Consider the following 25,559-nt stretch of genomic DNA (forward strand, 5'->3'; position numbering starts at 1 on the left):
TATATGTATAATTAACATGCAATTCAGCATGTTTATTTATTATGTATATACTTTAACCCTATCTTTAATTAGATAGGGTTATTATTATATTAGGAGGGATATTATGAGAAAAATATTTTTATTTTTTATATCTATAATATTAACGTTTTCGTTAATAGGTTGTAGTGATAAAAATGTTTCGCAAAATGAAAAGGTGAATTTAATTGTATCTAAAGGTTTTGGAAATGTACAAGTATATAATGAAGAACTAGGATTTGAAAAAGATAGTAGTGTAATCGAAATTATGGAGGAAAACCTAGAATTAAAATTAGAAAAAGGATTTACAAATTCTATAAATGGATTAAAAGCAGAGTCTAATAATAAAAAGAAATTAGGTTGGTTTTACTATGTAAATGGAAATTTAGCACAAGTTGGGCCAAAAGATTATTATATAAATCCAGAAGACAGTATTATATGGGATCTTCATGATTGGGGAAATGAAATATACATATCAAGCATAATAGGTGCTTATCCTAATAACTTTACAAAAGGATATGAAGGAAATGTTTTAAAAGGAGAAATAAGATACTCAAAAGAATTCAAAGAAGACAGTGAAAATATAGCTAAGTTTTTAAAATCAGAAGGATTACAAGAATTAGACCAAAGAGAACTTGATGATAAAGATATAAAAAATGAAAAAATAAATACTGTAGTTATTGGAGATTGGGATGAAGTTTCAAAAATAGACTATATAAATGATATTTATAATAATGAAAAAGGTGAAATATTTTTCGAAATAGATGAGGATTATATAAAAGCATTAGATTATGATAAAAAAGTTTCAAAGGAATATAAAAAAGGAGCTGTAATTACATCTATTCCAAAGGGATATGGAACTGGCTCTAATTTATGGATAGTAACTGGTAATGATGAAAATAGTATTGAAAATGCAGCAAAACTACTTTATGAAGAGCCAGAGAAAATCAAAGGGAAATTTTCTGTAGTAGTAAGTGGTAATGAAGTTTTAAATATTCCTGTAGAGAAATAGGTGATTTTATGTTAAATATGCATCCTTTTACAGTTGTACTTTATACATTATCTTTATTTATTTTAACTTTAGTATATTCAAATCCTATTTATATACTTTCTATATTGATTATTTTGATTATCAATATACTTTTAATGGATGGAAAAGAGAGGCTTAAAAAAACACTTAAATATAGCTTGTATACTACAATTTGGATTATGATTATTAACCCATTAGTTTCGCAGTCTGGAAACACTATAATTTATAAAAGTCCTAGAATACCTGTTATTGGAAAGATAAGAATAAGCTTAGAATCTATAGTGTTCGGAGCTAATATGGGGGGTAAGCTTATTTGTATAGTATTAATATTTTTACTATATAGTCTTATGATAGATAGGGACGAGTCATTTGGTTTTTTCTCAAAATTTGCTCACAAAATAACATTAACATTATCTATGACTACTAATATAATTCATAGATTAAAAATTGAAATAACTAGAGTAAGAGACGTAATGATTTTAAGAGGTGTAGATTTTGATCAGAAAAATATATTTAAAAAGGTAAAAATGTACTATCCTTTCTTAAAAATAATATTAATATCAACACTTGAAGGGTCTTTAGATAGAGCTGAAGCTCTTTATTCTAAAGGATATGGTATCTCAAAAAGAACTTCTTATTCTCAAGTTGAAATTAAAAGAGTAGATTATATATTTAATTTTATTACTTTAATTCTACTTAGTATTTTTACATATGGATTGTTTTCACACATGGGATTTTATAATCCTTATAATGAATTAAAGTTTTTGAACTATAAGGATATGTTGTTTGTTATCTATATAGACCTAGTATTGTTAATTCATATTTTGTTGATTTGGGGGTGCAAGAAGTGGAAGTTTTTAAAATACATGATTTAACTTATTACTATCCTAGAAAAGAAGATCCTGCTCTAAAGGATATTAATTTAGATATAGAAGAGGGAGAATTCATATTACTTCTTGGAAGATCAGGATCTGGTAAATCTACCTTAGGAAGAGTGTTCAATAAAATAGTTCCAAATTTTTATGGTGGAAAAATAAAAGGTGATTTAAAAGGAACTGATGAAGTTGGAATGGTTTTTCAAGATCCAGAAAAGCAGTTAGTTATGGATAAGGTTGAAAGAGAACTTGCTTTTGGGCTTGAAAATATAGGGGTTCCTTATCCAACTATGAGAAAAAGAGTAATGGAGGCATTAAGCTTTCTCAATATATACGATATAAAAGATAAAAAAACTTATGAATTATCAGGTGGTCAAAAGCAAAAGGTTGCTTTAGGAGCTACTATTTCTATGGGACATAAGTTTTTAGTTTTGGATGAACCAACATCTCAGCTTGATCCCGTGTCAGCTGAGGAAATACTTCATATTTTAAAAAGATTAAATGAAGAGCTTGGATACACAATAATTTTGATTGAACAAAGAATAGATAGATGCTTTCATTTAGCGGATAGAATATTATTTATGGAAAATGCAAGCTTAGTATTTGATGGGAATCGTGAAGAATTTGTGCTTTGGAGTAATGAAAAAAACAAGAATTTCTTGCCGGCTGTTTCTGAATACTTTGTTAAAAAAGGATACGAAAGCACACCATTTACAGTAAAAGAGGGAAGAAAAAAATTAAAAAAATTGTTCGATGAAAATAACTTACCTAAGAAAGAAATCCATATAAATGATAATAAAAAAGAAGATATAATAATTGCTAAAAATATTGATTTTATTTATGAAAATGGTAAACATGCTTTGAAAAAAATAGATTTGAATGTACATAAGGGAGAGGTACTAGGAATACTTGGAGAAAATGGTGGTGGAAAATCTACATTGCTAAAAAATATATCTGGGTTATTAAAACCAACTAAAGGTAAATTATATGTTGAAGGAGTAGTTGGATATCTTTCTCAAAACCCAAATGATTATTTATTCAATGATTCCGTTTATGAAGAGTTGAAATATACACTTGATAATAAGGATATTAAAGATTATGAGGTAATTGATAAGACACTTAAAGATTTGGATATATATAAGTATAAAGATAAGAATCCTAGAGATTTGAGTGGAGGAGAAAGACAGAGGGTAGCTATTGCATCTATAATTGTGATGGAACCTGATATATTAATACTGGATGAGCCAACTAGAGGGCTTGATAAAGATTTGAAAGAAAAATTGGGTGGTATAATACTTGATTTAAAGAAAAAAGGAAAAACAATAATACTTGTAACTCACGATGTTGAATTTACAAGTAAGTTTTGTGATAGAGCGTGCCTTATATTCGATGGAAGCATAGCACAAATTGGATCAAAATATGAAGTTATGAATTCGGGAATATATTATAGTACACAGATTAATAAGCTTTTTAGTGGATATGTAGATAATATTTTAACTTTAGATGATGCTCTTGAGTACGCTGATATAGAGCTCCAAGCCCGAAATTAAATATGAGAAGAACGTTCGTTAACATAACTTTTGGAAAAACTAAGCCTCGCTTCACTACAAAACTATAAACCTTCAAAACTCGATATACTCAAACATTGAAGGTTTTAGACGAGTTTTTCCATTCCGCTTGGCAAGTTTTTAATCAAAAGTTATAAAAAAACTCACTAACCTTTTCATATTCAATTTCTAGATTTGATATGATTCGTGTATAGACTGTATTAGTATATATATGAATTTTAATGTGTATATTAAACTTTTAAGTTTGGAACCTATATTAGGATAGATATTTGGTAAAAAGGAGATATTTGATATGGATTATGGGGTACTATCTGTAGTTGTTTTAGTTGCTTCTTTTGCATTTGTTTTTATTTCTTATGAGAGAAGAAAAGGCAGTGTTAAGGAAATTGCTTTAATAGCAAGTTTATCAGCACTTGCTGGAGTGAGTAGAGTTCCGTTTGCAGCACTTCCAAATATTCAGCCTACCACTTTTTTGGTTATTATAAGTGGGTATGTATTTGGACCTTCATTTGGCTTTATGGTAGGGGCAATAGCTACTCTTGTGTCTAATAGTTTTTTAGGGCAAGGACCTTGGACGCCATGGCAAATGCTAGCTTGGGGACTTGCAGGACTAAGCGCAGGATTATTAAGAAAAATATTAAAAAAACCATCTAGATTATATTTAAGTATATTTGCTTTTATATGGGGATTCTTATTTGGATGGATAATGAATATATGGCACTGGTTGTTTTTTGTACATGATCATACAATTAAAAGTTTTATGTTTACTTATTCAAGAGCATTTTATTTTGATTTAATGCATAGTATAGGAAATTTTGCATTTACATATTTATTGGGTAAAGATTTTATAAATATATTATCTAGATTTAAAGATAGAATAAGCTATAGTGAGATTGTTGTTAAACAAAAATAGAACTTCTCCTGTGATTAAATGGTAATATTGATGGATATATTGAAGTAGTAAAAAAACTTATAATAATATTAGGATAGAAAGATAAAAAGATAGAACTTATTATATGTAATTTTATTATTCAATTAAAATTATAGACATTAATTAAAGGGGAGAAGGCTATGAGAATAAAGACTAAAAAAAGGATTATAGGAGTTATAGGTTGTTTGATTTTCAATTTAGTATTTTTAAGTGGTTTTTCATATGCAGATAGTCTGCCAAAAAAATATGATTTGAGAGAACTTGAAATAGTAACACCTGTTAAAGACCAAGGAGAGATAAACAGCTGTTGGGCTTTTGCGGCTTTATCGTCTCTTGAATCCAATATCAAACTTAAGAAAAACAAGGAATATGATTTTTCGGAAAACAATATGATTAATGTTCATGGATTTGACTCAGGCGCAAAAGATGGAGGAAATCTAGTCATGGCAACAGCTTATCTTGCAAGCTGGAAAGGAGCTGTACTAGAAGAAAAAGATGAATATCCTAAAAATAGATATTCTACAAATAGAGGAATAAAAAAATCAGATTATCATATTCAAAATGTAATTTATATACCAGAGAGAAAAACATCTGAGGATAATAATAAGATAAAAAAAGCAATCATGGATTATGGTGCTGTTTATACAGCTTTTAAGTGGGATGAATCTTATTATAATCAAAGAAAGAGTTCATATAGTTACAATACCTCAAGTAAAGGAAATCATGCAGTTTCTATTGTTGGATGGGACGATGAATATTCAAAAGATAATTTTAAAGAAAAACCCGAAAATGATGGAGCGTTCATATGTAAAAATAGTGCAGGAAGTAATTGGGGAGATGATGGATATTTTTATGTCTCATACTATGATTCTAACATAGGAAAGATAGAGAACGCTGTTTTTATAGCTTCTGAAGAAAGATATGACAATATTTATCAGTATGATGAACTTGGAGAAACTTATGATTATGGATATTCAAATGAAACAGCTTGGTTTTCTAATGTCTTTGTAGCCAGAGAAAATGAAGAATTAAGTGCTGTAGGTTTTTATACCAATGGAGAAGACTCTGATTATGAGATATGGGTATGTAGAAATTTTGAAGATATGAATTCGTTTAAAGATATGAAAAAAATAGAGCAAGGAAAAATAGATACTATTGGATATCATACAATTTCAACTGATAAGATTGATTTAAACAAAAATGAAAAGTTTGCTGTTGTTATAAAATTAAAAACAAAAGGACAAGAGTATCCTGTAGCTGGTGAAAGTCCGAACGGAAAACATTCAAGTAAAGCAAAAGCTAATAAAAATGAGAGTTTTATTAGTCCTAATGGGAAAGAGTGGAGTGATTTAACTGATATTGAACCCAACGCTAATGTTTGTTTAAAAGCTATTACAAAAAATAGATATATTATACAAAATCAAGGGAATTTAGAAGTACAATTAATAGAAAAAAATGATTCTATTGATAATAATGGACAAGTAGATATAACTGTAAGAGTAAAAAATAATGAAGATAAACCTAAAAATGTTGTTCTAATGTTAGGAATGTATGATGAAAATAATAAGATGGTTGATTCTACAAGTATTAAAAAAGAAATAAAATCAAAAGAAGAAGAGCTTTTAACAACAGGAGTTTTAATACCTGATAAAGGAAAATATACATTAAAGGGATTTGTTTGGGATGATTCAGATAAAGGAAATTATTTTATAAAAAATCCTATACATATAAAAATAAGATAGAAATTATATAACTATAAATTTAATAAAAAAGTCTCGTATTATAAAAAATAATGCGAGACTTTTTTATTTGTTATATTATGACATAAATACATAAAAAAAGTAAAAATATCAAAGGATTTACATATTCTTTGTCGAATAATATAAATACAAAAATTATTACTAGGGGGAGTGTTTTTCATGTCTTATTTTTTAACAGACGATAATAATAAAATCTATTATGAGGTAGAGGGAGAAGGAAAACCTGTAATTTTTACACATGGATGGACTTGTAACCATGAATTTTTTAAGAAACAAGTATCTGAGTTATCTAAAAACTATAAAGTGATTACTTATGATTTAAGAGGACATGGAATATCTGAGCGTCCTGAAAATGGATTAACTATGGAGAGATTAGCAAAAGATTTAAGAAATTTAATTGATCATTTAGAATTAAAAGATGTAGTAGTAGCAGGTTGGTCTATGGGAACAACTATTATATTAGAATATGTAAGACAATTTGGTTGTGATAAATTAAATAAAATTTGTTTCATAGATATGACACCTAAGGTTATAGCAGATTCAAAATGGAATATGGGCTTGTTTGGAGAATTTACACATCAGGATAATTTAGATCATATTGCAAATGCTGCTGGAGATTGGCCAAAATTGATAGAAAGTTTTGTACCATCATTATTTGCAACTTCAGGATGCAGAATAAAAGAAGATATGAATTGGGTATATGAACAAGTTAGAAAGAATACTCCGCATGTAGTAGTTGATTGTTGGATATCTATGTCAAATAAAGACTATAGACCAGAACTATCAAAAATAAAAGTACCGTGTTTAATAACTAGAGGAGAAGAGAGTGCATTTTGTACTTTAGAAACAGTTAATTATATGGAAAAAGAGATTTCAGATGCTAAAGTAATAAATTATTCTAAATGTGGTCATATATTATTTATGGAAGAACCTGAAATGTTCAATAAAGATTTTGAACAATTTATAAAGTAGTTTGTAAATAATAAATATTTAAATTAATGTATTTGCCAAAATCATACTTATTTATATATTTACTTGTATGATTTTGGCAAAAATTATTAATATACAAATTTACTTTTTTTGAGGAGGATTTATATGAGATCTAAGCAGTTATTTTGGAAATTAACATTATCATTAGAGTTAGTAACTTACGCAGTAGTAATACCAATAGCTGTTATAGGAATTTTTTTAATTGGTAATTTTTTTGATGATAGGTTTTTCTCTGGAGTTTTGGGATTGGTAATTGCTGTTGCTATAAATATTTTGGTTGGTCTAATGTTTAGAAAAAAATTTTTATACGATAATTTAAAATTACTTTACCAAGAGGAAGAATGTAATGATTCTGATTTATGTAAAATAAAAGAAGGGTTACTAAGATTTCCATTAAGAGAAGGTATTGTTATGTTTTTTAGATGGGCATTAGGGGTTCCAAGTATTCTTCTTTTTACGAATATATTTATTCCTATTTTAGCAAAACAGTACTTTATTTCTTTTATAATAGGGTTATGTCTAGCGATAATAGGATTTATGTGTAATTATCTTAATTCAGAAAAACTATTATTTGAGATATTTTTAGAAAAAAAGCTTTATAAAATAGATATAGATGATTCTAAGTATATTAATTTTGGACTAGGTAAAAAAATATCTTTTGTTATTTTATCAATATTAACTTTGGCAACATTTTGCTATTGGTATTTAGAATACAGCTTTAATATAGGGTTACTTGATGAAAATAAATATATATTCTATTTTATGTCTACTTTCATGATTTTAGCTTATGTAATTAGTGTTTATGCATATATTTTTATAAGCAATATAAAAAAGAATATATGTCAAATAGAATCTGTTATAAATAGTATTTCAGAAAAAAATTTGAATGTAAATGTAGCTAGAATTACTTCAGATGAATTAGGGAATATAAGTAAAGATGTATACATAATGAAGAACAATTTCAAGAAATTTATAACAGAGATTTTGAATGAGACAGAAAAAAATGAGGATTATTCTAGAGAATTATCTGAATTATCTAACGAAACATTAGATTCAATAGATTTTGTAGCGGCCTCTGTAAAAGAATTATCTAAAGGATCATCTAATCAAGCACTAGAAGCTAAAGATGCAGTTTTTAAATTATCTGGCTTAGATAGTGAAATTAACAATACTATAGAAAGTTCTGATTTAGTAAAAAAATATGTTGATAATGCAGGACAGGCGAGTAAGAATGGAATTAAGGTTATAGATGATTTGAAATTTAAGTTTGAAGATAATGTTAAGGTAACTAAGGATATTGTAAAAAATGTTTCTGACTTATCCAGTAAATCTATATTAATTGATGACATTATTAATGCAATAACTGACATCTCTAAGCAAACCAATCTGTTATCTTTAAATGCAAGTATAGAAGCAGCAAGAGCTGGGGAGGCAGGTAAAGGATTTGCAGTAGTAGCAGACGAAATAAGAAAGCTTTCAGAGCAAACTGATAAAGCAACTAATGATGTAAGAGAGATAATAGAAAAGATGCAATTAGAAGTAGAAAATACAAAAGAAAATGTGAGAAGAGCTCAATTAATAATGGATGAAACTACTCAAGTTTCTGATAATGCTTATGAATCTTTTCAATTAATAAATAATTCGGTAGAGCAAATGATTGAAAGGGTTGATAACCTATCTACTAGTATATTTAAAATTAATGACGAAAAAATAAAGGTAGTTAAATCTATAGATAGTATATCTACTATAACGCAAGAAGCAGCATATTCAACTCAAGAATTGAGTTCGAGTGCACAAGAGCAAGTAACAAGTATAAATAAAGTATCTGTAATGGCAAATGATTTAAAAGAATCTGCAAAAGTATTAAAAGATGAAGTAGTTAAATTTGAAATCTAAATTATTCTTTAATAACGTTGTTTCAATATTATGTTTAATATAAAAATACCTGTCAGGTTTAAAATAAATGGGTTTACACCCAATCCTGACAGGTATTTTTTATAACGAGTAGACGAATTTTATATATTTATATAATCCATTATTTTATTTAATGGAACTTTAATTTCAACTGATTGATCATTTCTATCAAAAATTATCATATTTTTATCTGTGAAATATATATTTTCAAATATATTTTCATTACCTATTGGATTCTCTATATTCAAATCTTCCTTTTCAATAATATCATCTACAATTGATTTTATTTTTTCTACAGATTCTTCAGAATTAAATAGTTTTTTCATTTCTATTAAATTTCCGTTTTTCATGTTGATATTGATTGTTTCAAAATATGAATATTTTTTAATGTTATCAGGGCTAGTTACAATATTATATTTGATACTTAAAATATCAGCTGTTTTTGATGTTATTTCAAAGCTATCATCGACAACATTAGCTTCTGCTGCTAAAAGACTTTGAATACCTAGAAATTCATCTTTTATAGTTGTATTAACTTTAGTTTCTAACTCTTTATTTGCTAACTCATTTATTTGAGGATATGTAATCTTCAAAGATATATCTTCTTCATAAATTGTAGTAGTAAAAGAATTTGTAACGGTTTGGGTTGTATAAGAATTACTGTCTAAAGATTTTTCTTCTTGTGAAGAGTTAACATCATCTTTATTTGAACATCCAATTGATAATGATGCTACCATAAATATAATTAACAGTATTGATAATAACTTGAAATTCTTCATTATAAATCTCCTTTTTAGTAGTATAGGTCTTAATTTGATTTTATAATATAATTAATTAAAAAAAGTTACAATTAGATTACAATGATTTTGGATAATATATATGTACATGAGTCACCGCGTTATCGAGTAGACGAATCTTTTATAACGAATAGGAAATTATATTCCTTTTTAAGTTGTGGATAACATTGATTGAAGAACTACACTTGCAATTATTTTTGAGCAACGGAGCCTGTAAGGATCGTTGGCGACATGAGTCACCGCGTTAGCGAGTAGACGAATTTTAACCTAATTGTAACTTTGTGTTTAGCAAGTTTTATTATAATAGAAAATAAAAAGGGGAATTCTATGTTAAAAAAAATAAATTTAATTATACTTGGAATAATTATGCTTATTTCATTATCTGGGTGTAGAGCGTATAAGTCTCCATCAGATTTAATAAAAAGACCTAAAAGCTTAGAAAGTACGAATGATATAAAAAATATAATATCTAATTTTTTATCAGAACAAGATGCATTAACACTTGCTGTAAGTCAAAAGAACAAAGCATCAATTAGAAAAATTGATATAGATGGAGATAAAATTGATGAAATACTTTTATTATATAAGAGAGTTGAAAATGTCTATAAAGGCGAAGGTGAATGTGGAGTTATTATACTCAAGAAAAAGAATGACAGATGGAATGAAATAAACAGGATAGAAGGATGGGGAGACAGTATAGATTTAGTAGAATATAAAGATATAACAGGAGACAAGCTACCTGAAATATTCATAGGATATAACAATAGAGGTAGTTCTAATAATAGCTTACGTGTATATTCCTATGGTAGTGGATATTTTGATACAATTTATAATACTCAATATAGAAATTTTGCATTAGATGATTTAAATGATGATGGCAAAACTGAATTGATAATTTTAAATAGGTTAGAGGATAATTCTACAAATATAGAAGTTTTAAATTATTTTAATGAAAAAATAAATTATACTGATAATCTTTTAATAGATAATAAGAGTTATTACAGTACAATGAATGTAGGAAATGTATCTAAATATAAAAAAGGTATATTTGTTGATTTTGATATGGGAGTATATGATTCATATACTAATCTATATGTTATGGAAAATAATAAACTAGTTGAGGCTTTAAGAGGAAAAGATAAAGCATCGAGAAGAGATATGATTAAATCCCAAGATATAAACAGTGATAATATAATAGAATTTGGACTTATAAACAAGGGGAACTGGAAATATAACTCAAATCCAATTAATATGTGGTATCAATGGGATGATAAAGGAAATATTAAATTAGTTTTACGAGAATATTATAACTATAATTATGGATATAAAATAGAAATTCCAAGTAATTGGGATGATAAATTTCTTGTTATTGAAGAATATGATGAGAATACTAACAATAAAATAACTTTTTATCCTTTATATAGTAATAAATATTATGGTGAAATGATTTTTTCTATTGAAACTTATAATAAAGATAAATGGAATCCAGATTTATTAAAAAAACAGAAATATATAGTTTTGAAAGAAAGTGAAAAAAATATAGTTATTGGTATATTAAATGCCACTAATAAAGAATCTAAGTATTTTGTAAATGAAAAAATTATAAAAACTATATTTAAAAATATTATTGAGTAGGTGAACTTCTGTGAAAAATAAAATTTTAGTATTAGAAGATGAAAGTTCAATAAGGGCATTTATAAAAATAAAACTAAAATCTTTAGGATATGATGTTATAGAAGCTAAAAGTGGTGATGAGGCATTAAAAAAAGTAGATAATACTATAGATATTGCTTTACTTGATGTAATGCTTCCAGATATAGATGGATTTGAGGTTTGCAAAATGATTAGGAAAAATTATGCTGGTATTGGAATTATTATGATTACGGCAAAAGGACAAGAAGATGATAAAGTGGTAGGGCTTAAAAGTGGAGCAGATGATTATATTGTGAAACCGTTTAGTCCTAAAGAACTAGCAGCTAGAATTGAATCATTACTTAGAAGAATTAATATAAGCTCAAATAGATCAAATACAAATATTATTGAGAATAAACCTTTTAAACTAGATTTAGATAAGAAATCCTTAATTAAAAATAATGAAGTAATAGCACTTACTCCAACCGAATATGCAATTATAGAACTTTTAATAACTAATACCGATAAAGTTATAAGTAGAGATGAAATATTGGATGAAGTATGGGGTAAAAATTATTTTGGAGATATAAAAACTGTAGATGTTAATGTGAGAAGAATACGACAAAAAATAGAAGAGAATGCTTCAAAACCAGATTATATAAAAACAGTTAGAGGACACGGTTATATATGGAGTGTGGATGAATGAAAAGCATAAAAAGTCGTATATACAGACAAAATGGAATTATTATTATAGGTATTGTTTTGATTTTAGAAATAATATTTTTAGCCAATGTAAGAAGCTATTATTTTGAAAGCGTGAGAAATGAATTAACAAATAAAGCAAATATATCTAGTTTATTTTATAATAAAATTTTAATAAGTGAAAAAATAGATAAAAAAGCAAGATATATATTAGAAGATAATTCTAAAGATAAAGTTTTTTATATGCAGGTAATTAATCTAAGCAAGATGATGATTACAGATTCATATGGATTAAACTCTATTGATATTTTAGAATCAGAAGATATTTTAGAAGCACTAAAAGGAAATAAAAAAGTTATACAAGAAGTTGATGAAAAAACTAATGAAAAAATTATGTCTATATCTGTTCCTCTTTATTATTTAGATAATATATCAGGGGTTTTAAGGTATAGTGTTTCTGTAGAGGATATTGATAAAACTTTTTTTCAAATTTGTATGATTTCAATATTAGTAGGTATCATTGTAATTATTATAACATTCTTGTTTAGTTCATTTTTAGCAAAAGAGATAGTATATCCTATTGAGGAATTAACGGATATTGCACAAGTAATGGCTTTGGGTGATTTTTCAAAAAAAGCTGTTAAAAGAAATAAGGATGAAATAGGGAGATTAGCAGATACACTAAATTATATGTCTGAGGAAATTCAAAAAAGTAATTTAGTAAAGAATGAATTTATATCTTCTGTATCACATGAACTAAGAACACCACTTACTTCAATACAAGGTTGGAGTGAAATTATGCTAACTGGAGATGTTGATAATGAAGAAGAAACCAAAGAAGGATTACAAATTATATATGATGAATCTAAAAGATTAACTGGGTTAGTAGAAGAGCTTCTTGATTTTTCAAAATTTGAATCTGGAAAAATAGATCTTGATTTAGAAAATATAGATGTAAATAAATTAATAATATCTATTTATAATTACTTCAAAAAAAGATTAAAAAAAGAAAATATTGAATTGATTTTAGATATTGATGAAAAACCATATTATATAAAAGGAGATATAAATAGACTTAAACAAGTATTTATAAATATCATAGATAATTCAATAAAATTTTCAAATGAAAATGCAGTAATATCTATTAAAACTAGATCTATGGATAAATTTATTTTAATAGAGATACAAGACAATGGAACGGGAATATCAAAAGAAGATTTAGATAAAGTAACAGATAAGTTTTATAAGGGGAATTCTAAACAATCAGGTAGTGGAATTGGACTAGCTATATGTAAAGAAATAGTAAGTATGCATAAAGGAGAGTTTAATATTGACAGCGTATATGAAGAAGGTACAAAGGTAAGTATTAAAATACCTAGATTGTAACCTAGCTGTAACTACAAAAAGTAGTATATATACTAAAATGTAATTATCAAATAATTAGTATTTAAAAGGAGTGATTTTAATGAAACTAATAAAAAAAATATTTTGTTTAACCTTAATATTGTTAATGGCTTCAGTTGGAGTTGGATGCACAAAAGCTGAGAATGAAGTTAAAGAAGATTCAAATAAAAAAGGATACAGCAGTGAACTTTTAAGCTATTTTCCTTCAGTAGAAGGAAGTGTTTTTAACTACTCTGGAACAGCTGAATATGGACAGACACTAACACTTAATAAAGTTACAAATAATGAAGATTTAGTAACACTGAACTTTAAAGGAGAAATATTAGATATATCTGAAGGTGAGGGACCTTCAAAAGAAGATAGAGTTATAGAAACAGAATATACAATAAACGAAGACACAGTTACACAAACACAAAAGAACTTAACGAGAAGATTCTCTCAATCTATAATTACAGATCAAGTTGTTTTAAAATCACCTATTAAAATAGGAAATACTTGGGATCAAAAAGTTAATATAGATGGTAAAGAATATACTATGGAAACAAATATTACAGATGTATCTAAAGATGATAAAAATAGAAATATAGTAAAAACTGAAACTACAATTGAAGGAATAGAAAATTACCCTAATAATACTTATAAAGAAATAAAAGTATTTAAAGAAGGAAAAGGACTTGTAGAATTTAAAAATACAATTCTTTTAGGAGAAACTAAGGATCCTTTTGAGTTTGGATATATGTTATTTGAATCAGAAAAATAAAATGATGATGCTTATTAAAATACCTACGTGTACTAGGATTTTGATAAGCATCATTTTTAAATTTAGATGTTGGACATGCTTGTTATTAAATAAGATTTTATTCAATAATAGCTACAGCCCTTATAGGAGAACCATCTCCGTCTTTAATTTTTAAAGGTAAGCACATGAACGTAAAATTTTTATCAACTAGTTCGTTTAAACCTTTAAGATTTTCAATTATTATTTTGTTTTTTCCAAGTACTATTTTATGAGTAGACAACTCTGAATTATTCACTCTGTCTATTGATATTACATCAAGACCTATACCTTTTATATTAATACTAGCTAAATATTGTGCTAATTCTACTGATATTACTGGGAAGTTTTCTATGTACTTATTACTATTCCAGTATTTATCCCATCCTGTATAAAACAGTAAAAATTCTTTTTCATGAAGATCATAATTATTAAGAACATCGATACCTATTTCTTCATTGGCTTTTAAATGGGAACAATCTATTACTACTCCGTTTCCACAAAAGTTATTTATATCTTTATCTGAAGTTGTAAACCCTTCTGTAAACACATGAGATTTGCAATCAAGGTGTGTTCCCATATGAGTAATAATTTCTAGTCTTGTAACATTGTATCCATGCTCTTCTACATTGAATATTTGCTCTACTACAGCTGGATTCATTCCAGGAAACACAGTCATAGTACTTTCAAAAGTATGTGTTAAATCTATTAATTTCATTAGTACACCCCCTATATGATTTATATGCTGGAAAAATATATTTTATGCTTTATATTACTATAATAAAACTTATATGGTAAAATATGATAAAAAAAGAGGTGAGCATAATGGGTATTTTATCTAGTATAGGATTAGGGAATACAAAAGTGAATTTTAAACTTAATTCAAATGAGTTAACACCGGGTTCAAAAGTGAATGCAACTTTATATATAGAAGGTGTAAGTTATGAATATTATATAGAGAATATATTTATAAAAGTTATTACAAAGCATACTCAGATAAAATCTGATACACAGCATATAACAAGCAATATAGCTGCCAAAGCAAAGCATGTTATTCAAAACATTGAGGTTCCTATAAATGAAACTATAAAAGCAAATCAGAGTGTAGAAAAAAACATAGAGTTCGTACTAGACATTGAAACACCAATAACTATAAGTAAATCAGAAGTATGGATAGAGGTTTGTGTTGAGAATTCGATTTTTAATAAAAGATATGATGTAAAGGTAAATCCACATCCGTTTTCAGCTAAGATATTAGACTCAATTGAAGAAATAGGATTTTCAATAGATAAAGTATATAATGATTGTTTTTATGGGGTTAAAGAAGGGGTTCCTTTTGTTCAATGGTTTGTATATACACCTAATAAAGAGATAAGAGAGAAATTCGAACAAATAAGAATAGCTTACTTAATAGAAGCTGAAGGGGTAAGATTATTAGTTGAGCTTGATAATATGGCTAAAGGAATTAAAGGAGCAGTAAAAACATTATTGAATGTAGATGCTCAAGAAGAAAGAATGAATATTTGCTTTACTAAAGAAGAAATAAATATGGGTAAAGAATATATCAAGAATAAATTGATTGAAAGTATTTTATCTCAAACCCGTATATAGGAGTAATATAAATGTATTGAGAAAATATAAATTGAAATATTGAAGATTTAAATAATTTATTATTAAACTAAATATAGTTATTAGAGGTGGTATAAAAATGAATAAATCAAAAATAGAAAAAGTAAATTTTTATAGCGATATACTTAGTAAAGAAATGTCAATGTTGGTGTATTTACCTGAATGCTATAATACTTTAATTCCTCTACCTGTATTATATTTTCTACATGGAAGAAGTGGGAGTGAAAATATAATGTTTGAAATCGATATAAAAACTAAAGCTGATCAAATGATAAAAGATGGGGAAATTAAGCCTATGATAATTGCATGTCCAAGAATTGAAAACAGCAGAGGGGTGAACTCATCCTTAATGTGTAAAGAGGTACCTGATTTTGGAGATAATAATAGAATAATAAATTTAGGAATGTATGAAGATTACTTTATGAAAGAGATAGTACCTTTAATAGATAAAACTTTTAATACTATAAAAGATAGAAAAGGAAGATATATAGGAGGAATATCTGCTGGGGGTTATGTAGCTCTTCACAATACATTTCGATATCAGCATATGTTTTCAAAAGTAGGAGGTCATATGCCTGCTTTAGATCTGCAACTTGAAGATGAAGATAAGCTATATTTTAAAGACATAGGTGTATGGGAAAAATATGATCCAATATATATTGCAAGAAACAATAATATTTCTCCTGATATTGATGTCTATCTTGATGCTGGAGATAAGGATGAAGGTGGATTTTATAAAGGGTGCTCAATTTTACATAAAATATTGAAAGAAAAAGGAATAAATTCTCAGAATCATATATTTCCAGGTAATCATAGTGCTGAATATATACAATCAAATATTGAAAAATATTTAAAATTTTATGGATGTTAATACATTGTGAACGGGTCTTTGGTAAGGATGATGCGTTTATTCACATTCATTAGTTCTTATTAAATCTATCTAATTAAAAGGAGCCCTTTATAGAGCTCCTTAATTTTGTATTTGTTAAAAATTTACTTTTTCACATCATCTTCTATCATATTATGACTTGCAGTTGCATCATAATCCATTTCATAAATCTTTTTTAATTCTTCAATTTTTCCTAATGATTTCTCGCTAAATGGAGACTTTCCTTCAAAAGAATGAAGTACAATTCCTTCAAGTAAATCTCCTAAAGATATATCAAAATACTCTGCCAATCCTTTTAACGTTTTTACCATTCTTTTTTCCATACGAACTCCAGTTTGAACACGTTCAACTTTCATTTTACTCATAATATCACTCCTTTGTTATAATAATACCTTGGTAACAATATAACACGAAGAACTGTATTTGTAAATATATTTGCTGTAAAAAAATCACAATAATTTCTTTGGTGAATTGTTTTGCAAATTATCAAAAGTATGTATTAGAACTAATCTCTCAAAATTTTAGAACAAAGTTTGAATACAAAAAAACTGACAACCGTAAGTTGTCAGTTAAGGTGACCTATTTATAGGTCATTTTTTTATAATAGATTTTTTCAGATGGAACTTGTAAAAATATTAATGAGAGAATAATTAAAGATCCTCCTATTACCATATTTGTTGTGATGATTTCATGTAAAAAAACAACTCCTAAAATACATACAAATAAAGGTTCAAATGTACCGATAATAACAGAATTTCCAACTCCTATTCGTTTAACACCTTCATACATTGTAACTGTAGGTATAATACTACATACAATAGCTAGAATAAGAGAATATAAAAAACCTTTCATATTTGAAGGTAATAAAGGTTCATTAGTAAATACACATTGTAAAAAATAAAACATCATGCATGAACTCATAACATATGTTGAGACTACTATAGAGTTTAAGCTTTCTATTCTCTTGTCTCCAATTCCTACACAAAAATAAGCATATGCAATAGCTCCTAAAAAAGCTAGAATAACCCCTGTTAAATTTATTTTCATAGGTCCAATACAAACTACCAAAACTAGCCCAATAGTTGTTGTAGTTAAGCAAAAAAGTTTCTTATAATCAGGACCATTTTTTCTATTACAGATCATTTCATAACCAACTACTATAATAGGATAACAATAAATTACTATTGTAGCTAAAGAACTAGATATATATTTATAAGCATAAAAAAGTCCAGAAGATGAACCGGCATAACCAATAATACTTATTAAAAGTATATGCCTGAAGTTTGCTTTAGTAGTTTTAAATTTAAATTTTTTTATTAAAATATACAGCCATAAAATTATACTTGCAGTAAAAAATCTTAAAAATAATAAGGTACTAACAGACAATCCTTCATTATAGGCAAATTTTGAAAATAAAGGTATGTTTCCAAATGTTAGTGCTGAGATTATAACTAATAATGTTCCCTTTAGTTTGTCTTTGTTCATAATACATTCCCCTCCATGAATTAATATCTCAGATGATTATACATCCATAAAATTCCTAAATAAAGTCTTTACTTTTTCATTATAGAGGTATTATATTTATTCCAAATATGTAAAAACTTGTGTATGATGGTGATATCAATGAATGCAGGGATTATAAAAATGACAAAATAATAATAAAAATACTGAGAAATTTACAACCGTTAGCTGCCAGTTAAGGGAGATCTATTTATAGGTAATTATATCATTTTTTGTTTTGTGGATAACGTATTAAAAAAGCTATACTTGCAACTGTTTTTAAGCAACAGAGTCATGAGACTTGTTGGCGCCATGAACTATGTGAATTTTGAGAACGGAGCCTGTACGGATCGTTGGCGACATGAGTCACCGCGTTAGTGAGTAGACGAATTTTTTATGCTTTGTATTACTATAATAAAACTTATATGGTGAAATATGATAAAAAAGAGGTGAGCATAATGGGTATTTTATCTAGTAATAGGATTAGGAAATACAAAAGTGAATTTTATACTTAATTCAAATGAGTTAACACCGGGTTCCAAAGTGAATGCAATTTTACATATAGAAGGTGTAAGTTATGAACATTATATAGAGAATATATTAAAAATAAGTTGATTGAAAGTATGTCATCTCAATCTATCTCATATTAATAATTATATAGCTTGAATAAGTCCCTAGTTTATTTAAGGAAGGGGTGTAAAATATGGAAAATGATTTAAATGATATTGTTCATTTGAATAAAAGTCATATTAGATCTGCATCAGAAATATTAACTAAGGCTTTTCAAAATGACCCACTATATTCATATCTTATCCAGATGAAAAAAAAGAAAAATAATTCCATTTCATAAATCTTTTTTAATTCTTCAATTTTTCCCAATGTTTTCTCACTAAAAGGAGCTTTTCCTTCAAAAGAATGAAGTACAATTCCTTCAAGTAAATCTCCTAAAGATATATCAAAATACTTTGCCAATCCTTTTAATGTTTTTACCATTCTTTTTTCCATACGAACTCCAGTTTGAACACGCTCAATTTTCATTTTACTGCGAAAGGATCAATAATTTTATCCGAAAGCTAAAAGCTTTAAAACTCCATTTGAATTAAGTTTTGTTTTATAAAAACAAAGAATATGTTATTACTTTAATGCAAATAATATAAAAGAATGTTTTATTATTTTAATATTATTGTTTATATTATAAAGGAGGTATTTATTATGAATAAAAAACGTGCTAAAGATATTGCTTCTTCTCCAGTTATGGCTAATGTAACTTATAATGGATCGCAGATTTATATCGAATCAGTAAATGAAAATAATGACTCGGCTAGTATACATTTTCTTGACCAATCAAAAAATAGACAACAAGTTCCTTTGAGTAGCTTAAAGGAACACTAATATTGGAAAAAAGTTTAAATAAAATATAGTTTACTAAAGGCCTCCTTTAATAGGAGGCCTTTAGTTTTGTATTATATCTAAACAATGTGCTAAAATTTGAATCTTTCGATTAATAGTTGAAGCTCTTGGGATAATTGTAATAAACTTGTACTTGCATTTGTAATTTCTTCAATAGAAGTTGCTTGCTCCTGTATAGAAGAAGAAGCTTGTTCAGTTCCTGCTGCGTTTTCTTCTGCGACTGCTGAAAGGGTTTGAACAGTATATAATGCTTCATTTTTCTTTTGCTCCATTTGTTTTCCTGATTTGTTTATTGTTTCTACTGATTCTCTTGATTTTTTCATTGCTTCTGCGATTTCTTTATACTTACTTTCTGTAAGATTCACATTTTCAACCTGTTCTTTTAATATTTTTTCTACATCTTCCATAGATTTTACTGCTTTAGTTGCATTCTGTTGTAAATTTCCTACCATATCATCAATGATCTTTGTTGAGTTTGTTGATTGTTCAGCAAGCTTTCTAATTTCCTCTGCAACTACAGCAAAGCCTTTGCCATGCTCTCCTGCTCGGGCAGCTTCAATAGCTGCATTTAATGCAAGTAAATTTGTTTGCTCTGCAATAGATGTGATAAGATTGCTTGCTTCACTGATTTTTTCAGAGCTTTCATTGGTCTTTATAATACTTTCATAAATATTATATGTAGCACAGCTGCTTTCTTTTGTTTTTATAGCTAGTCTGTCAATGACATCCAATCCTTGTTCTATTAGACCATTTACTTTACTTGATGATTCTGTCAATACGTCTATATGTTTTGCATCTTTTTCTATTAAATTTCCAAGAATCATTAGTTTTTCTGAACCTTCAGTTGTACTTTGAGCCTGATTTGCTGCACTCATTGCAATTTCATTAATGCTTTGAGCTACTTCTTCTACCGTTGCAGCAGACTGTTGTGAAGTAGCTGTTAATTCTTCTGAAGAAGCAGCTACTTGTTGCGATGTATTTTCAACCATTATAACAATATCTCTAATATTGTCTAAGAAAATATTAAACCACTTTGATAATTCACCAATTTCATCTTTTGTTTTTACACTTAACCTCTTAGTTAAATCACCATCACCTTCAGCTATATCCTGCATTACGAGTGTAGTTCTTTTTATAGGTTTTACAATGATATTTGACAATACAATACCAATAGAAATGGATAATAATAAGATAATTATTAGAGAAATAATTAAAGTGAATTTACCATTAGTAGCTGTATTTTCTGCATTTTCGATATCTTGAGCCATTAAATCCTGTATCATACTTTCTACTTCATCAGCTTCTATACTTAACTCTTTAAAAACACTATCAAATTGGTCATCTAATGCTTGCAAATTCTCAGTTTCCTTTTTAACAATAACTGTATCATAACGATTTAGAGCTAATTCACGAAAATCATTCAGCAGTAATAATACCTTTTTTGTTTTATTTCGAATTTCAGGATTATCTGTAGGTAAGAAAATACCTTCATAGTTTTCACCACCTGATATAATAACATTAGCAAAAAATATTGAATCATCCAATAATGCTTTAACGGTTTCAATTGATTCAGGCGGCTCAGCTCCTGTTAATATTTCTTCTAGCCATAAATGAGCTTCTGTTGTTGTCAGTTTTATCTCCATAGAAGCATCAACAAGAGGCGCATTATTTTTTCCTACTTGATTAATTGCAGTTTCTAGGGTTTGATTAATATTAAAATTAATATAACCATTAAACAAAACAATTACACATACAAGTAGAAAACCAATTAAAATTTTACTTTTGATTTTTAAATACATATTTTTTCTCATCCCTTCATCTATAATTAATTATGCTAATGATTATCATTATCAAATAATCCTTACAACGTTATTATACTAGAAAAATATATATTGTCAATAAATTACATGTAAAAGCTAGTGACATGAGTTCAATAAAAACATAGTTTTGTTATATAAAAGGTATAGTAATATTTTTTATAGTCCAGATAAAATCAGATAAAGTATGGATAAATATATGAAAATCTAGTTATATAAGATATAATTGATATTGATAATTATATTTATTTACATAAGAGGGGGATTAATTTGCTAAATTCTATAATACTATTCATATTAGCAGGCATTGCAGAAATTGGTGGGGGATACTTGATATGGATTTGGCTAAGAGAAGGTAAACCGTATGTTTATGGTATAATCGGAGCTGTCGTTTTGATTATATATGGAATAATACCGACATTCCAAAAGTTCCCAAGCTTTGGAAGGGTATATGCAGCCTATGGTGGAATATTTGTTTTTTTATCGATATTATGGGGATGGGGAATAGATAAAAAGACTCCTGATGTATTTGATTTTATAGGTGGAGTTGTATGTTTAGTAGGAGTAGGGATAATTCTTTGGGCTCCAAGGCATTAAAAAAAGAGTGCATATGCACTCTTTTTAGACTCATATATTATTTATTAAAGTGTCTCTTTAATAAACCATTGAAAGCTGAACCATGTCTAGCTTCATCTTTACACATTTCATGAACTGTATCATGGATTGCATCTAAGTTTAACTTTTTAGCTTTAGTAGCTAATTCTTTTTTACCCATGCAAGCTCCGTGCTCTGCATCTACTCTCATTTGTAAGTTCTTTTCAGTGCTATCAGTTACAACTTCTCCTAATAACTCTGCAAATTTAGCAGCATGCTCTGCTTCTTCCCAAGCGATTCTCTTGTAAGCTTCTGCTACTTCTGGGAAACCTTCTCTATCTGCTTGACGGCTCATAGCAAGGTACATACCTACTTCTGTACATTCTCCTAAGAAGTTTTGACGAAGACCTTCGATTATTTCTGGATCTACATCTTTAGCTATTCCAACAAAATGCTCATCAGCCCAAGCTAATTTTGTTTCATCATGCTCGATAAATTGATCTTTAGGAGCCTTACATTGTGGACATACCTCTGGTGCATTTTCTCCTTCGTGAGTGTAACCGCATACTTTACATATAAATTTTTTCATATTAAATACCTCCCCAATTAAATTAAATGTTTTTCTAATTCATATATACCTAGAAAAAAACATTCTAAACATAAAATTTTAAAAGATTTCACAAAAAATTATATTATAGAAAAAGAATTAATTCAATAAGATAGAAAATAAGATATATTCCTTAAATTAATATAGTTCAGAATAATAATTATATATAGATAGAAAGTACTTTACAAAATAGTAAAAATATTTTAAAATATTAGTTAGTGTTAACTAACTAATATTAAAAAAATGTAAAATTTCAGGAGGAATTGATGAAGCTTGAAGTAAATTTGTTGGAAATGGAAGAATATATTCATAAAGTACATAAAAGATATATAGAAAAGATCATGAGTAAACAGGAATTTTCAAGATTTAGTATAAATCATATGTATTATTTAGAATATATATATACACTTAATAATCCAACTTTTAGCCAATTAGCTGAGGCTTTAAATGTTACTAAGCCCTCTGTTACAGCTATGATAAAAAAATTGACAGATAAAGGGTATGTAGAGAAGATGAACTCGCAATATGATAAAAGAGAATTTCATATATACTTAACGGATAGAGGAAAAGAAATTTTAAATGCAGAGCTTGAGGTTTATAAGCATTTTACAGAGAAAATATCTAAGTATTTATCTGAAGATGAAATAGAATTATTTTCAAAATTAATATCAAAAATTATATTAAATATAAAAAAGGAAAAAACTATGGAGGTTATAGAATGCAATTAGACAGTACTCATATAGCAAAGGCATCTATCAAGATAGCTATAACAAGCTCAAGAGAAGATGAGCAAAGGGTAATAAAAGAATTAAATAAAGAAGGTATAAAAGCAGTTGCAGTTGATATAGGAGGAAATTTAATACAGTCTATACCAAAGGTTATAGAAAGAGCACTTGTAGCATCAAGAAGAAGTGGGGTTATAAAAGAGTGTCATGTACACGATGGAGCAGTAGTAGGAGCCGCTAGAGAAGCCATAATGCAGGTAGCCTCAAAGGCAAATGGAATGAATGTAGGGGGAAAAATAGGGATTACAAGACACAAAGAGCATGTAAGCGTTTGTATATTTATGAGTATGGGGCTTTTACATTTAAATGATGTTGTTGTTGGGTTATGTCATAGGTCAATACCAGATATATATTAGTTTGAAATGATGCCAAGGGATATTATATTCCTTGGTTTAAAATTTTTAAAAATAGCATAGAAGGAGATTGTTAATAATGGGTGATTTTATCAGTTTAGCATTGGCACTTATATTTGGGGTTTTGCTTGGTAAGGCTATGAATAAAATGAATATGCCTGCAGTTGGAGGGTATATAATAGCAGGTCTTATAATTGGAGTATCAGGATTTAATATTGTGAATGAACAAGTAATAGAAGAGTTATCTTTTATAAGTGATGTAGCACTTGGAATAATAGCATTTAATATTGGTAGTGAGTTTAAAATACAGGAAATGAAAAAATTAGGTAAGAATATATTTATAATAGCCTTTTGTGAGGCTATGGGAGCATTTGTTTTAGTTACAGGAATAATGTTAGCACTTGGTCAAGATATGCCAACTGCACTTATATTAGGATCAATATCATCAGCTACAGCACCAGCAGCTACTGTTATGGTTCTTAAAGAGTATAAAGCTAGAGGACCTTTAACTAGTACATTACTTGGAGTTGTTGCGGTTGATGATGCAATATCTCTTATGATATATGCAGTTTCTGCATCTATTGCAAAGGTTTTCCTAAAGCATGAAGTTTTAACTGTATCGAAGGTAATTATTCATCCTATAACAGAAATAGTTTTATCTATAGGTGTAGGAGGGTTAATTGGAATAGTATTATGTTACTTACTTAAAGGTGCTAAGAATGAATCTGAAGTTTTAACTTTTGTTATTGGAAGTATTGTTTTAATTGTAGGGGTAGCTCTTCAATTTAATTTATCTCCACTTCTTTGTGCAATGGCAACTGGAATAATGGTAACAAATGTATCAAGTAAGGCAAATAAGGCATTTAATATACTTGAAAAATGGTCACCACCAGTAACTGCAGCATTCTTTACATTAGCAGGTTCTAGACTTGATGTTTCTTTAATTCCTAAGATAGGACTTTTAGGAGTTATGTACTTATTATTTAGAATAGTTGGAAAAGTAGGAGGGGCATCTTTTGGAGCTACAATTTCAAAAGCTCCAGCTCAGGTTAAGAAATATATAGGTCTGGGTCTTTTATCACAAGTAGGAGTTGCTATAGGTCTTGCAATAACTGTAGGTAGAGAGTTCCCAGGAACACCTCTTGGTGAAATTGTAATTACTATACTTATGGCTACAACTATAATTACAGAGATAATAGGACCTGTTGCAACTAAGATGGCAATTAAAAAAGCAGATGAAAGTTCAGTTTTAAGGGAAGTTATAAAAGATGTAAATTAAGCAAAAAAATAAAAGTTAATATACGTTGACAACGTATATTAACTTTTGTATAATAGATTTTAAATTAAGATGAAAATGTAGATTAGGAAGTTCGTAGAAGATTAGTAGAAAAGTAGTTTTGTAGTATAGTAGATATGTAGAATGGTAGGTATGTAGGGTAGGTTTATTAACTTTGTTTAAAAACTCTCATACGGGAGTTTTTTTTGTATACAAAGTAATTATGTAATTTTCACTTTATGCATAACGTTTATGAGTGAACTGGAATAGCATAAAGCAGATTTTTTATTCTACAGAAAATTATAT

26 protein-coding genes are annotated in these 25,559 nt (G+C 27.6%); 19 read left to right on the plus strand and 7 right to left on the minus strand.

Going from position 1 to position 25,559, the window contains the following annotated elements:
* The first annotated feature begins 103 nt into the window (after positions 1-103).
* The 7 genes from P4S50_RS01160 (at position 104) to P4S50_RS01190 (ending at position 9,065) form a co-directional block, all read left to right on the plus strand.
* Entirely contained in the window at positions 104-1,027 is a 924-nt protein-coding gene (locus tag P4S50_RS01160; protein ID WP_277732678.1) for a DUF4430 domain-containing protein, read from the plus strand.
* An 8-nt stretch (positions 1,028-1,035) separates the two neighbouring features.
* On the plus strand, positions 1,036-1,920 hold the full coding sequence (locus tag P4S50_RS01165; RefSeq protein WP_277732679.1) for an energy-coupling factor transporter transmembrane component T: 885 nt from the start codon (positions 1,036-1,038) through the stop codon (positions 1,918-1,920).
* Positions 1,893-3,470 carry an ABC transporter ATP-binding protein gene (locus P4S50_RS01170; RefSeq protein ID WP_277732680.1) on the plus strand — a complete coding sequence of 526 codons (1,578 nt, stop codon included), beginning with the start codon at positions 1,893-1,895 and terminating at the stop codon, positions 3,468-3,470. The genes P4S50_RS01165 and P4S50_RS01170 overlap by 28 nt, the downstream gene beginning before the upstream one ends.
* A 310-nt stretch (positions 3,471-3,780) precedes the next feature.
* Positions 3,781-4,401, plus strand: a complete 621-nt coding sequence (locus P4S50_RS01175; RefSeq protein ID WP_277732681.1) for an ECF transporter S component — start codon at positions 3,781-3,783, stop codon at positions 4,399-4,401.
* A 158-nt stretch (positions 4,402-4,559) separates the two neighbouring features.
* Positions 4,560-6,161, plus strand: coding sequence for a C1 family peptidase (locus P4S50_RS01180; RefSeq protein ID WP_277732682.1), 1,602 nt, complete (start codon positions 4,560-4,562; stop codon positions 6,159-6,161).
* A gap of 177 nt (positions 6,162-6,338) precedes the next feature.
* Positions 6,339-7,151, plus strand: a complete 813-nt coding sequence (locus tag P4S50_RS01185) for an alpha/beta fold hydrolase (RefSeq protein WP_277732683.1) — start codon at positions 6,339-6,341, stop codon at positions 7,149-7,151.
* A gap of 123 nt (positions 7,152-7,274) precedes the next feature.
* Positions 7,275-9,065: a methyl-accepting chemotaxis protein gene (locus P4S50_RS01190; protein WP_277732684.1), complete on the plus strand. Its 1,791-nt coding sequence runs from the start codon at positions 7,275-7,277 to the stop codon at positions 9,063-9,065.
* A 119-nt stretch (positions 9,066-9,184) separates the two neighbouring features.
* On the opposite strand, the gene P4S50_RS01195 is transcribed toward P4S50_RS01190, so the two are convergent.
* A complete protein-coding gene (locus P4S50_RS01195; RefSeq protein WP_277732685.1) occupies positions 9,185-9,862 on the minus strand; it encodes a hypothetical protein in 678 nt (225 codons plus the stop codon).
* A gap of 345 nt (positions 9,863-10,207) precedes the next feature.
* Between P4S50_RS01195 and P4S50_RS01200 the strand changes: the two genes are divergently transcribed.
* The 4 genes from P4S50_RS01200 (at position 10,208) to P4S50_RS01215 (ending at position 14,378) form a co-directional block, all read left to right on the plus strand.
* Positions 10,208-11,515 carry a hypothetical protein gene (locus tag P4S50_RS01200; protein WP_277732686.1) on the plus strand — a complete coding sequence of 436 codons (1,308 nt, stop codon included), beginning with the start codon at positions 10,208-10,210 and terminating at the stop codon, positions 11,513-11,515.
* Between the two features lie 10 nt (positions 11,516-11,525).
* Positions 11,526-12,218: a response regulator transcription factor gene (locus tag P4S50_RS01205; protein ID WP_277732687.1), complete on the plus strand. Its 693-nt coding sequence runs from the start codon at positions 11,526-11,528 to the stop codon at positions 12,216-12,218.
* On the plus strand, positions 12,215-13,600 hold the full coding sequence (locus P4S50_RS01210; protein WP_277732688.1) for a HAMP domain-containing sensor histidine kinase: 1,386 nt from the start codon (positions 12,215-12,217) through the stop codon (positions 13,598-13,600). The genes P4S50_RS01205 and P4S50_RS01210 overlap by 4 nt, the downstream gene beginning before the upstream one ends.
* A 79-nt stretch (positions 13,601-13,679) precedes the next feature.
* The gene (locus P4S50_RS01215; protein WP_277732689.1) at positions 13,680-14,378 is read left to right on the plus strand and encodes a hypothetical protein; all 699 of its coding nucleotides are present in this window, start codon (positions 13,680-13,682) and stop codon (positions 14,376-14,378) included.
* A gap of 97 nt (positions 14,379-14,475) precedes the next feature.
* Here P4S50_RS01215 and P4S50_RS01220 read toward each other — a convergent pair whose 3' ends face one another.
* Positions 14,476-15,111 carry a cyclase family protein gene (locus P4S50_RS01220; RefSeq protein ID WP_277732690.1) on the minus strand — a complete coding sequence of 212 codons (636 nt, stop codon included), beginning with the start codon at positions 15,109-15,111 and terminating at the stop codon, positions 14,476-14,478.
* Between the two features lie 107 nt (positions 15,112-15,218).
* Between P4S50_RS01220 and P4S50_RS01225 the strand changes: the two genes are divergently transcribed.
* Together P4S50_RS01225 and P4S50_RS01230 are read left to right on the plus strand one after the other, a co-directional pair.
* Positions 15,219-16,004 carry a sporulation protein gene (locus P4S50_RS01225; RefSeq protein WP_277732691.1) on the plus strand — a complete coding sequence of 262 codons (786 nt, stop codon included), beginning with the start codon at positions 15,219-15,221 and terminating at the stop codon, positions 16,002-16,004.
* Positions 16,005-16,101: 97 nt separating this feature from the next.
* Positions 16,102-16,893 carry an alpha/beta hydrolase gene (locus tag P4S50_RS01230; RefSeq protein ID WP_277732692.1) on the plus strand — a complete coding sequence of 264 codons (792 nt, stop codon included), beginning with the start codon at positions 16,102-16,104 and terminating at the stop codon, positions 16,891-16,893.
* A 122-nt stretch (positions 16,894-17,015) separates the two neighbouring features.
* On the opposite strand, the gene P4S50_RS01235 is transcribed toward P4S50_RS01230, so the two are convergent.
* Together P4S50_RS01235 and P4S50_RS01240 are read right to left on the minus strand one after the other, a co-directional pair.
* Positions 17,016-17,276 carry a hypothetical protein gene (locus P4S50_RS01235; RefSeq protein WP_277732693.1) on the minus strand — a complete coding sequence of 87 codons (261 nt, stop codon included), beginning with the start codon at positions 17,274-17,276 and terminating at the stop codon, positions 17,016-17,018.
* Positions 17,277-17,490: 214 nt separating this feature from the next.
* A complete protein-coding gene (locus tag P4S50_RS01240; RefSeq protein ID WP_277732694.1) occupies positions 17,491-18,396 on the minus strand; it encodes a DMT family transporter in 906 nt (301 codons plus the stop codon).
* Positions 18,397-18,888: 492 nt separating this feature from the next.
* On the opposite strand from P4S50_RS01240, the gene P4S50_RS20200 reads away from it, so the two are divergent.
* Positions 18,889-19,026, plus strand: coding sequence for a sporulation protein (locus tag P4S50_RS20200; protein WP_416390143.1), 138 nt, complete (start codon positions 18,889-18,891; stop codon positions 19,024-19,026).
* Between the two features lie 168 nt (positions 19,027-19,194).
* On the opposite strand, the gene P4S50_RS01245 is transcribed toward P4S50_RS20200, so the two are convergent.
* On the minus strand, positions 19,195-19,416 hold the full coding sequence (locus tag P4S50_RS01245; protein WP_277732695.1) for a hypothetical protein: 222 nt from the start codon (positions 19,414-19,416) through the stop codon (positions 19,195-19,197).
* Between the two features lie 207 nt (positions 19,417-19,623).
* Between P4S50_RS01245 and P4S50_RS01250 the strand changes: the two genes are divergently transcribed.
* The gene (locus tag P4S50_RS01250; protein ID WP_277732696.1) at positions 19,624-19,803 is read left to right on the plus strand and encodes an H-type small acid-soluble spore protein; all 180 of its coding nucleotides are present in this window, start codon (positions 19,624-19,626) and stop codon (positions 19,801-19,803) included.
* A gap of 89 nt (positions 19,804-19,892) precedes the next feature.
* Here the strand turns inward: P4S50_RS01250 and P4S50_RS01255 are convergent, their stop codons facing one another.
* Positions 19,893-21,620, minus strand: coding sequence for a methyl-accepting chemotaxis protein (locus P4S50_RS01255; RefSeq protein WP_277732697.1), 1,728 nt, complete (start codon positions 21,618-21,620; stop codon positions 19,893-19,895).
* 288 nt (positions 21,621-21,908) lie between these two features.
* On the opposite strand from P4S50_RS01255, the gene P4S50_RS01260 reads away from it, so the two are divergent.
* A complete protein-coding gene (locus P4S50_RS01260) occupies positions 21,909-22,235 on the plus strand; it encodes a YnfA family protein (RefSeq protein WP_277732698.1) in 327 nt (108 codons plus the stop codon).
* A gap of 37 nt (positions 22,236-22,272) precedes the next feature.
* On the opposite strand, the gene P4S50_RS01265 is transcribed toward P4S50_RS01260, so the two are convergent.
* Complete coding sequence (locus P4S50_RS01265; protein ID WP_277732699.1) at positions 22,273-22,821, minus strand: NADH peroxidase; 549 nt, start codon at positions 22,819-22,821, stop codon at positions 22,273-22,275.
* A gap of 284 nt (positions 22,822-23,105) precedes the next feature.
* Here P4S50_RS01265 and P4S50_RS01270 point away from each other — a divergent pair, with 284 nt between their 5' ends.
* The 3 genes from P4S50_RS01270 to P4S50_RS01280 all read left to right on the plus strand — a co-directional run bounded on the left by P4S50_RS01270 (position 23,106) and on the right by P4S50_RS01280 (position 25,256).
* The gene (locus P4S50_RS01270; protein WP_277732700.1) at positions 23,106-23,567 is read left to right on the plus strand and encodes a MarR family winged helix-turn-helix transcriptional regulator; all 462 of its coding nucleotides are present in this window, start codon (positions 23,106-23,108) and stop codon (positions 23,565-23,567) included.
* Positions 23,558-23,980: a HutP family protein gene (locus P4S50_RS01275; RefSeq protein WP_277732701.1), complete on the plus strand. Its 423-nt coding sequence runs from the start codon at positions 23,558-23,560 to the stop codon at positions 23,978-23,980. The genes P4S50_RS01270 and P4S50_RS01275 overlap by 10 nt, the downstream gene beginning before the upstream one ends.
* 76 nt (positions 23,981-24,056) lie before the next feature.
* Positions 24,057-25,256 carry a cation:proton antiporter gene (locus tag P4S50_RS01280; protein WP_277732702.1) on the plus strand — a complete coding sequence of 400 codons (1,200 nt, stop codon included), beginning with the start codon at positions 24,057-24,059 and terminating at the stop codon, positions 25,254-25,256.
* The last annotated feature ends 303 nt before the right edge of the window (positions 25,257-25,559 follow it).

The organism is Tepidibacter hydrothermalis, from assembly GCF_029542625.1.
Taxonomy (GTDB): Bacteria; Bacillota; Clostridia; order Peptostreptococcales; family Peptostreptococcaceae; genus Tepidibacter_A; species Tepidibacter_A hydrothermalis.

Excerpts from the sequence above, each read along its gene's own strand:
- P4S50_RS01160 (WP_277732678.1), top strand. The coding sequence starts at position 104 with ATGAGAAAAATATTTTTATTTTTTATATCTATAATATTAACGTTTTCG.
- P4S50_RS01165 (WP_277732679.1), top strand. The coding sequence starts at position 1,036 with ATGTTAAATATGCATCCTTTTACAGTTGTACTTTATACATTATCTTTA.
- P4S50_RS01175 (WP_277732681.1), top strand. The coding sequence starts at position 3,781 with ATGGATTATGGGGTACTATCTGTAGTTGTTTTAGTTGCTTCTTTTGCA.
- P4S50_RS01180 (WP_277732682.1), top strand. The coding sequence starts at position 4,560 with ATGAGAATAAAGACTAAAAAAAGGATTATAGGAGTTATAGGTTGTTTG.
- P4S50_RS01185 (WP_277732683.1), top strand. The coding sequence starts at position 6,339 with ATGTCTTATTTTTTAACAGACGATAATAATAAAATCTATTATGAGGTA.
- P4S50_RS01190 (WP_277732684.1), top strand. The coding sequence starts at position 7,275 with ATGAGATCTAAGCAGTTATTTTGGAAATTAACATTATCATTAGAGTTA.
- P4S50_RS01195 (WP_277732685.1), bottom strand. The coding sequence starts at position 9,862 with ATGAAGAATTTCAAGTTATTATCAATACTGTTAATTATATTTATGGTA.
- P4S50_RS01200 (WP_277732686.1), top strand. The coding sequence starts at position 10,208 with ATGTTAAAAAAAATAAATTTAATTATACTTGGAATAATTATGCTTATT.
- P4S50_RS01210 (WP_277732688.1), top strand. The coding sequence starts at position 12,215 with ATGAAAAGCATAAAAAGTCGTATATACAGACAAAATGGAATTATTATT.
- P4S50_RS01215 (WP_277732689.1), top strand. The coding sequence starts at position 13,680 with ATGAAACTAATAAAAAAAATATTTTGTTTAACCTTAATATTGTTAATG.
- P4S50_RS01220 (WP_277732690.1), bottom strand. The coding sequence starts at position 15,111 with ATGAAATTAATAGATTTAACACATACTTTTGAAAGTACTATGACTGTG.
- P4S50_RS01225 (WP_277732691.1), top strand. The coding sequence starts at position 15,219 with ATGGGTATTTTATCTAGTATAGGATTAGGGAATACAAAAGTGAATTTT.
- P4S50_RS01230 (WP_277732692.1), top strand. The coding sequence starts at position 16,102 with ATGAATAAATCAAAAATAGAAAAAGTAAATTTTTATAGCGATATACTT.
- P4S50_RS01235 (WP_277732693.1), bottom strand. The coding sequence starts at position 17,276 with ATGAGTAAAATGAAAGTTGAACGTGTTCAAACTGGAGTTCGTATGGAA.
- P4S50_RS01240 (WP_277732694.1), bottom strand. The coding sequence starts at position 18,396 with ATGAACAAAGACAAACTAAAGGGAACATTATTAGTTATAATCTCAGCA.
- P4S50_RS01245 (WP_277732695.1), bottom strand. The coding sequence starts at position 19,416 with ATGGAAAAAAGAATGGTAAAAACATTAAAAGGATTGGCAAAGTATTTT.
- P4S50_RS01250 (WP_277732696.1), top strand. The coding sequence starts at position 19,624 with ATGAATAAAAAACGTGCTAAAGATATTGCTTCTTCTCCAGTTATGGCT.
- P4S50_RS01255 (WP_277732697.1), bottom strand. The coding sequence starts at position 21,620 with ATGTATTTAAAAATCAAAAGTAAAATTTTAATTGGTTTTCTACTTGTA.
- P4S50_RS01265 (WP_277732699.1), bottom strand. The coding sequence starts at position 22,821 with ATGAAAAAATTTATATGTAAAGTATGCGGTTACACTCACGAAGGAGAA.
- P4S50_RS01270 (WP_277732700.1), top strand. The coding sequence starts at position 23,106 with ATGAAGCTTGAAGTAAATTTGTTGGAAATGGAAGAATATATTCATAAA.
- P4S50_RS01275 (WP_277732701.1), top strand. The coding sequence starts at position 23,558 with ATGCAATTAGACAGTACTCATATAGCAAAGGCATCTATCAAGATAGCT.
- P4S50_RS01280 (WP_277732702.1), top strand. The coding sequence starts at position 24,057 with ATGGGTGATTTTATCAGTTTAGCATTGGCACTTATATTTGGGGTTTTG.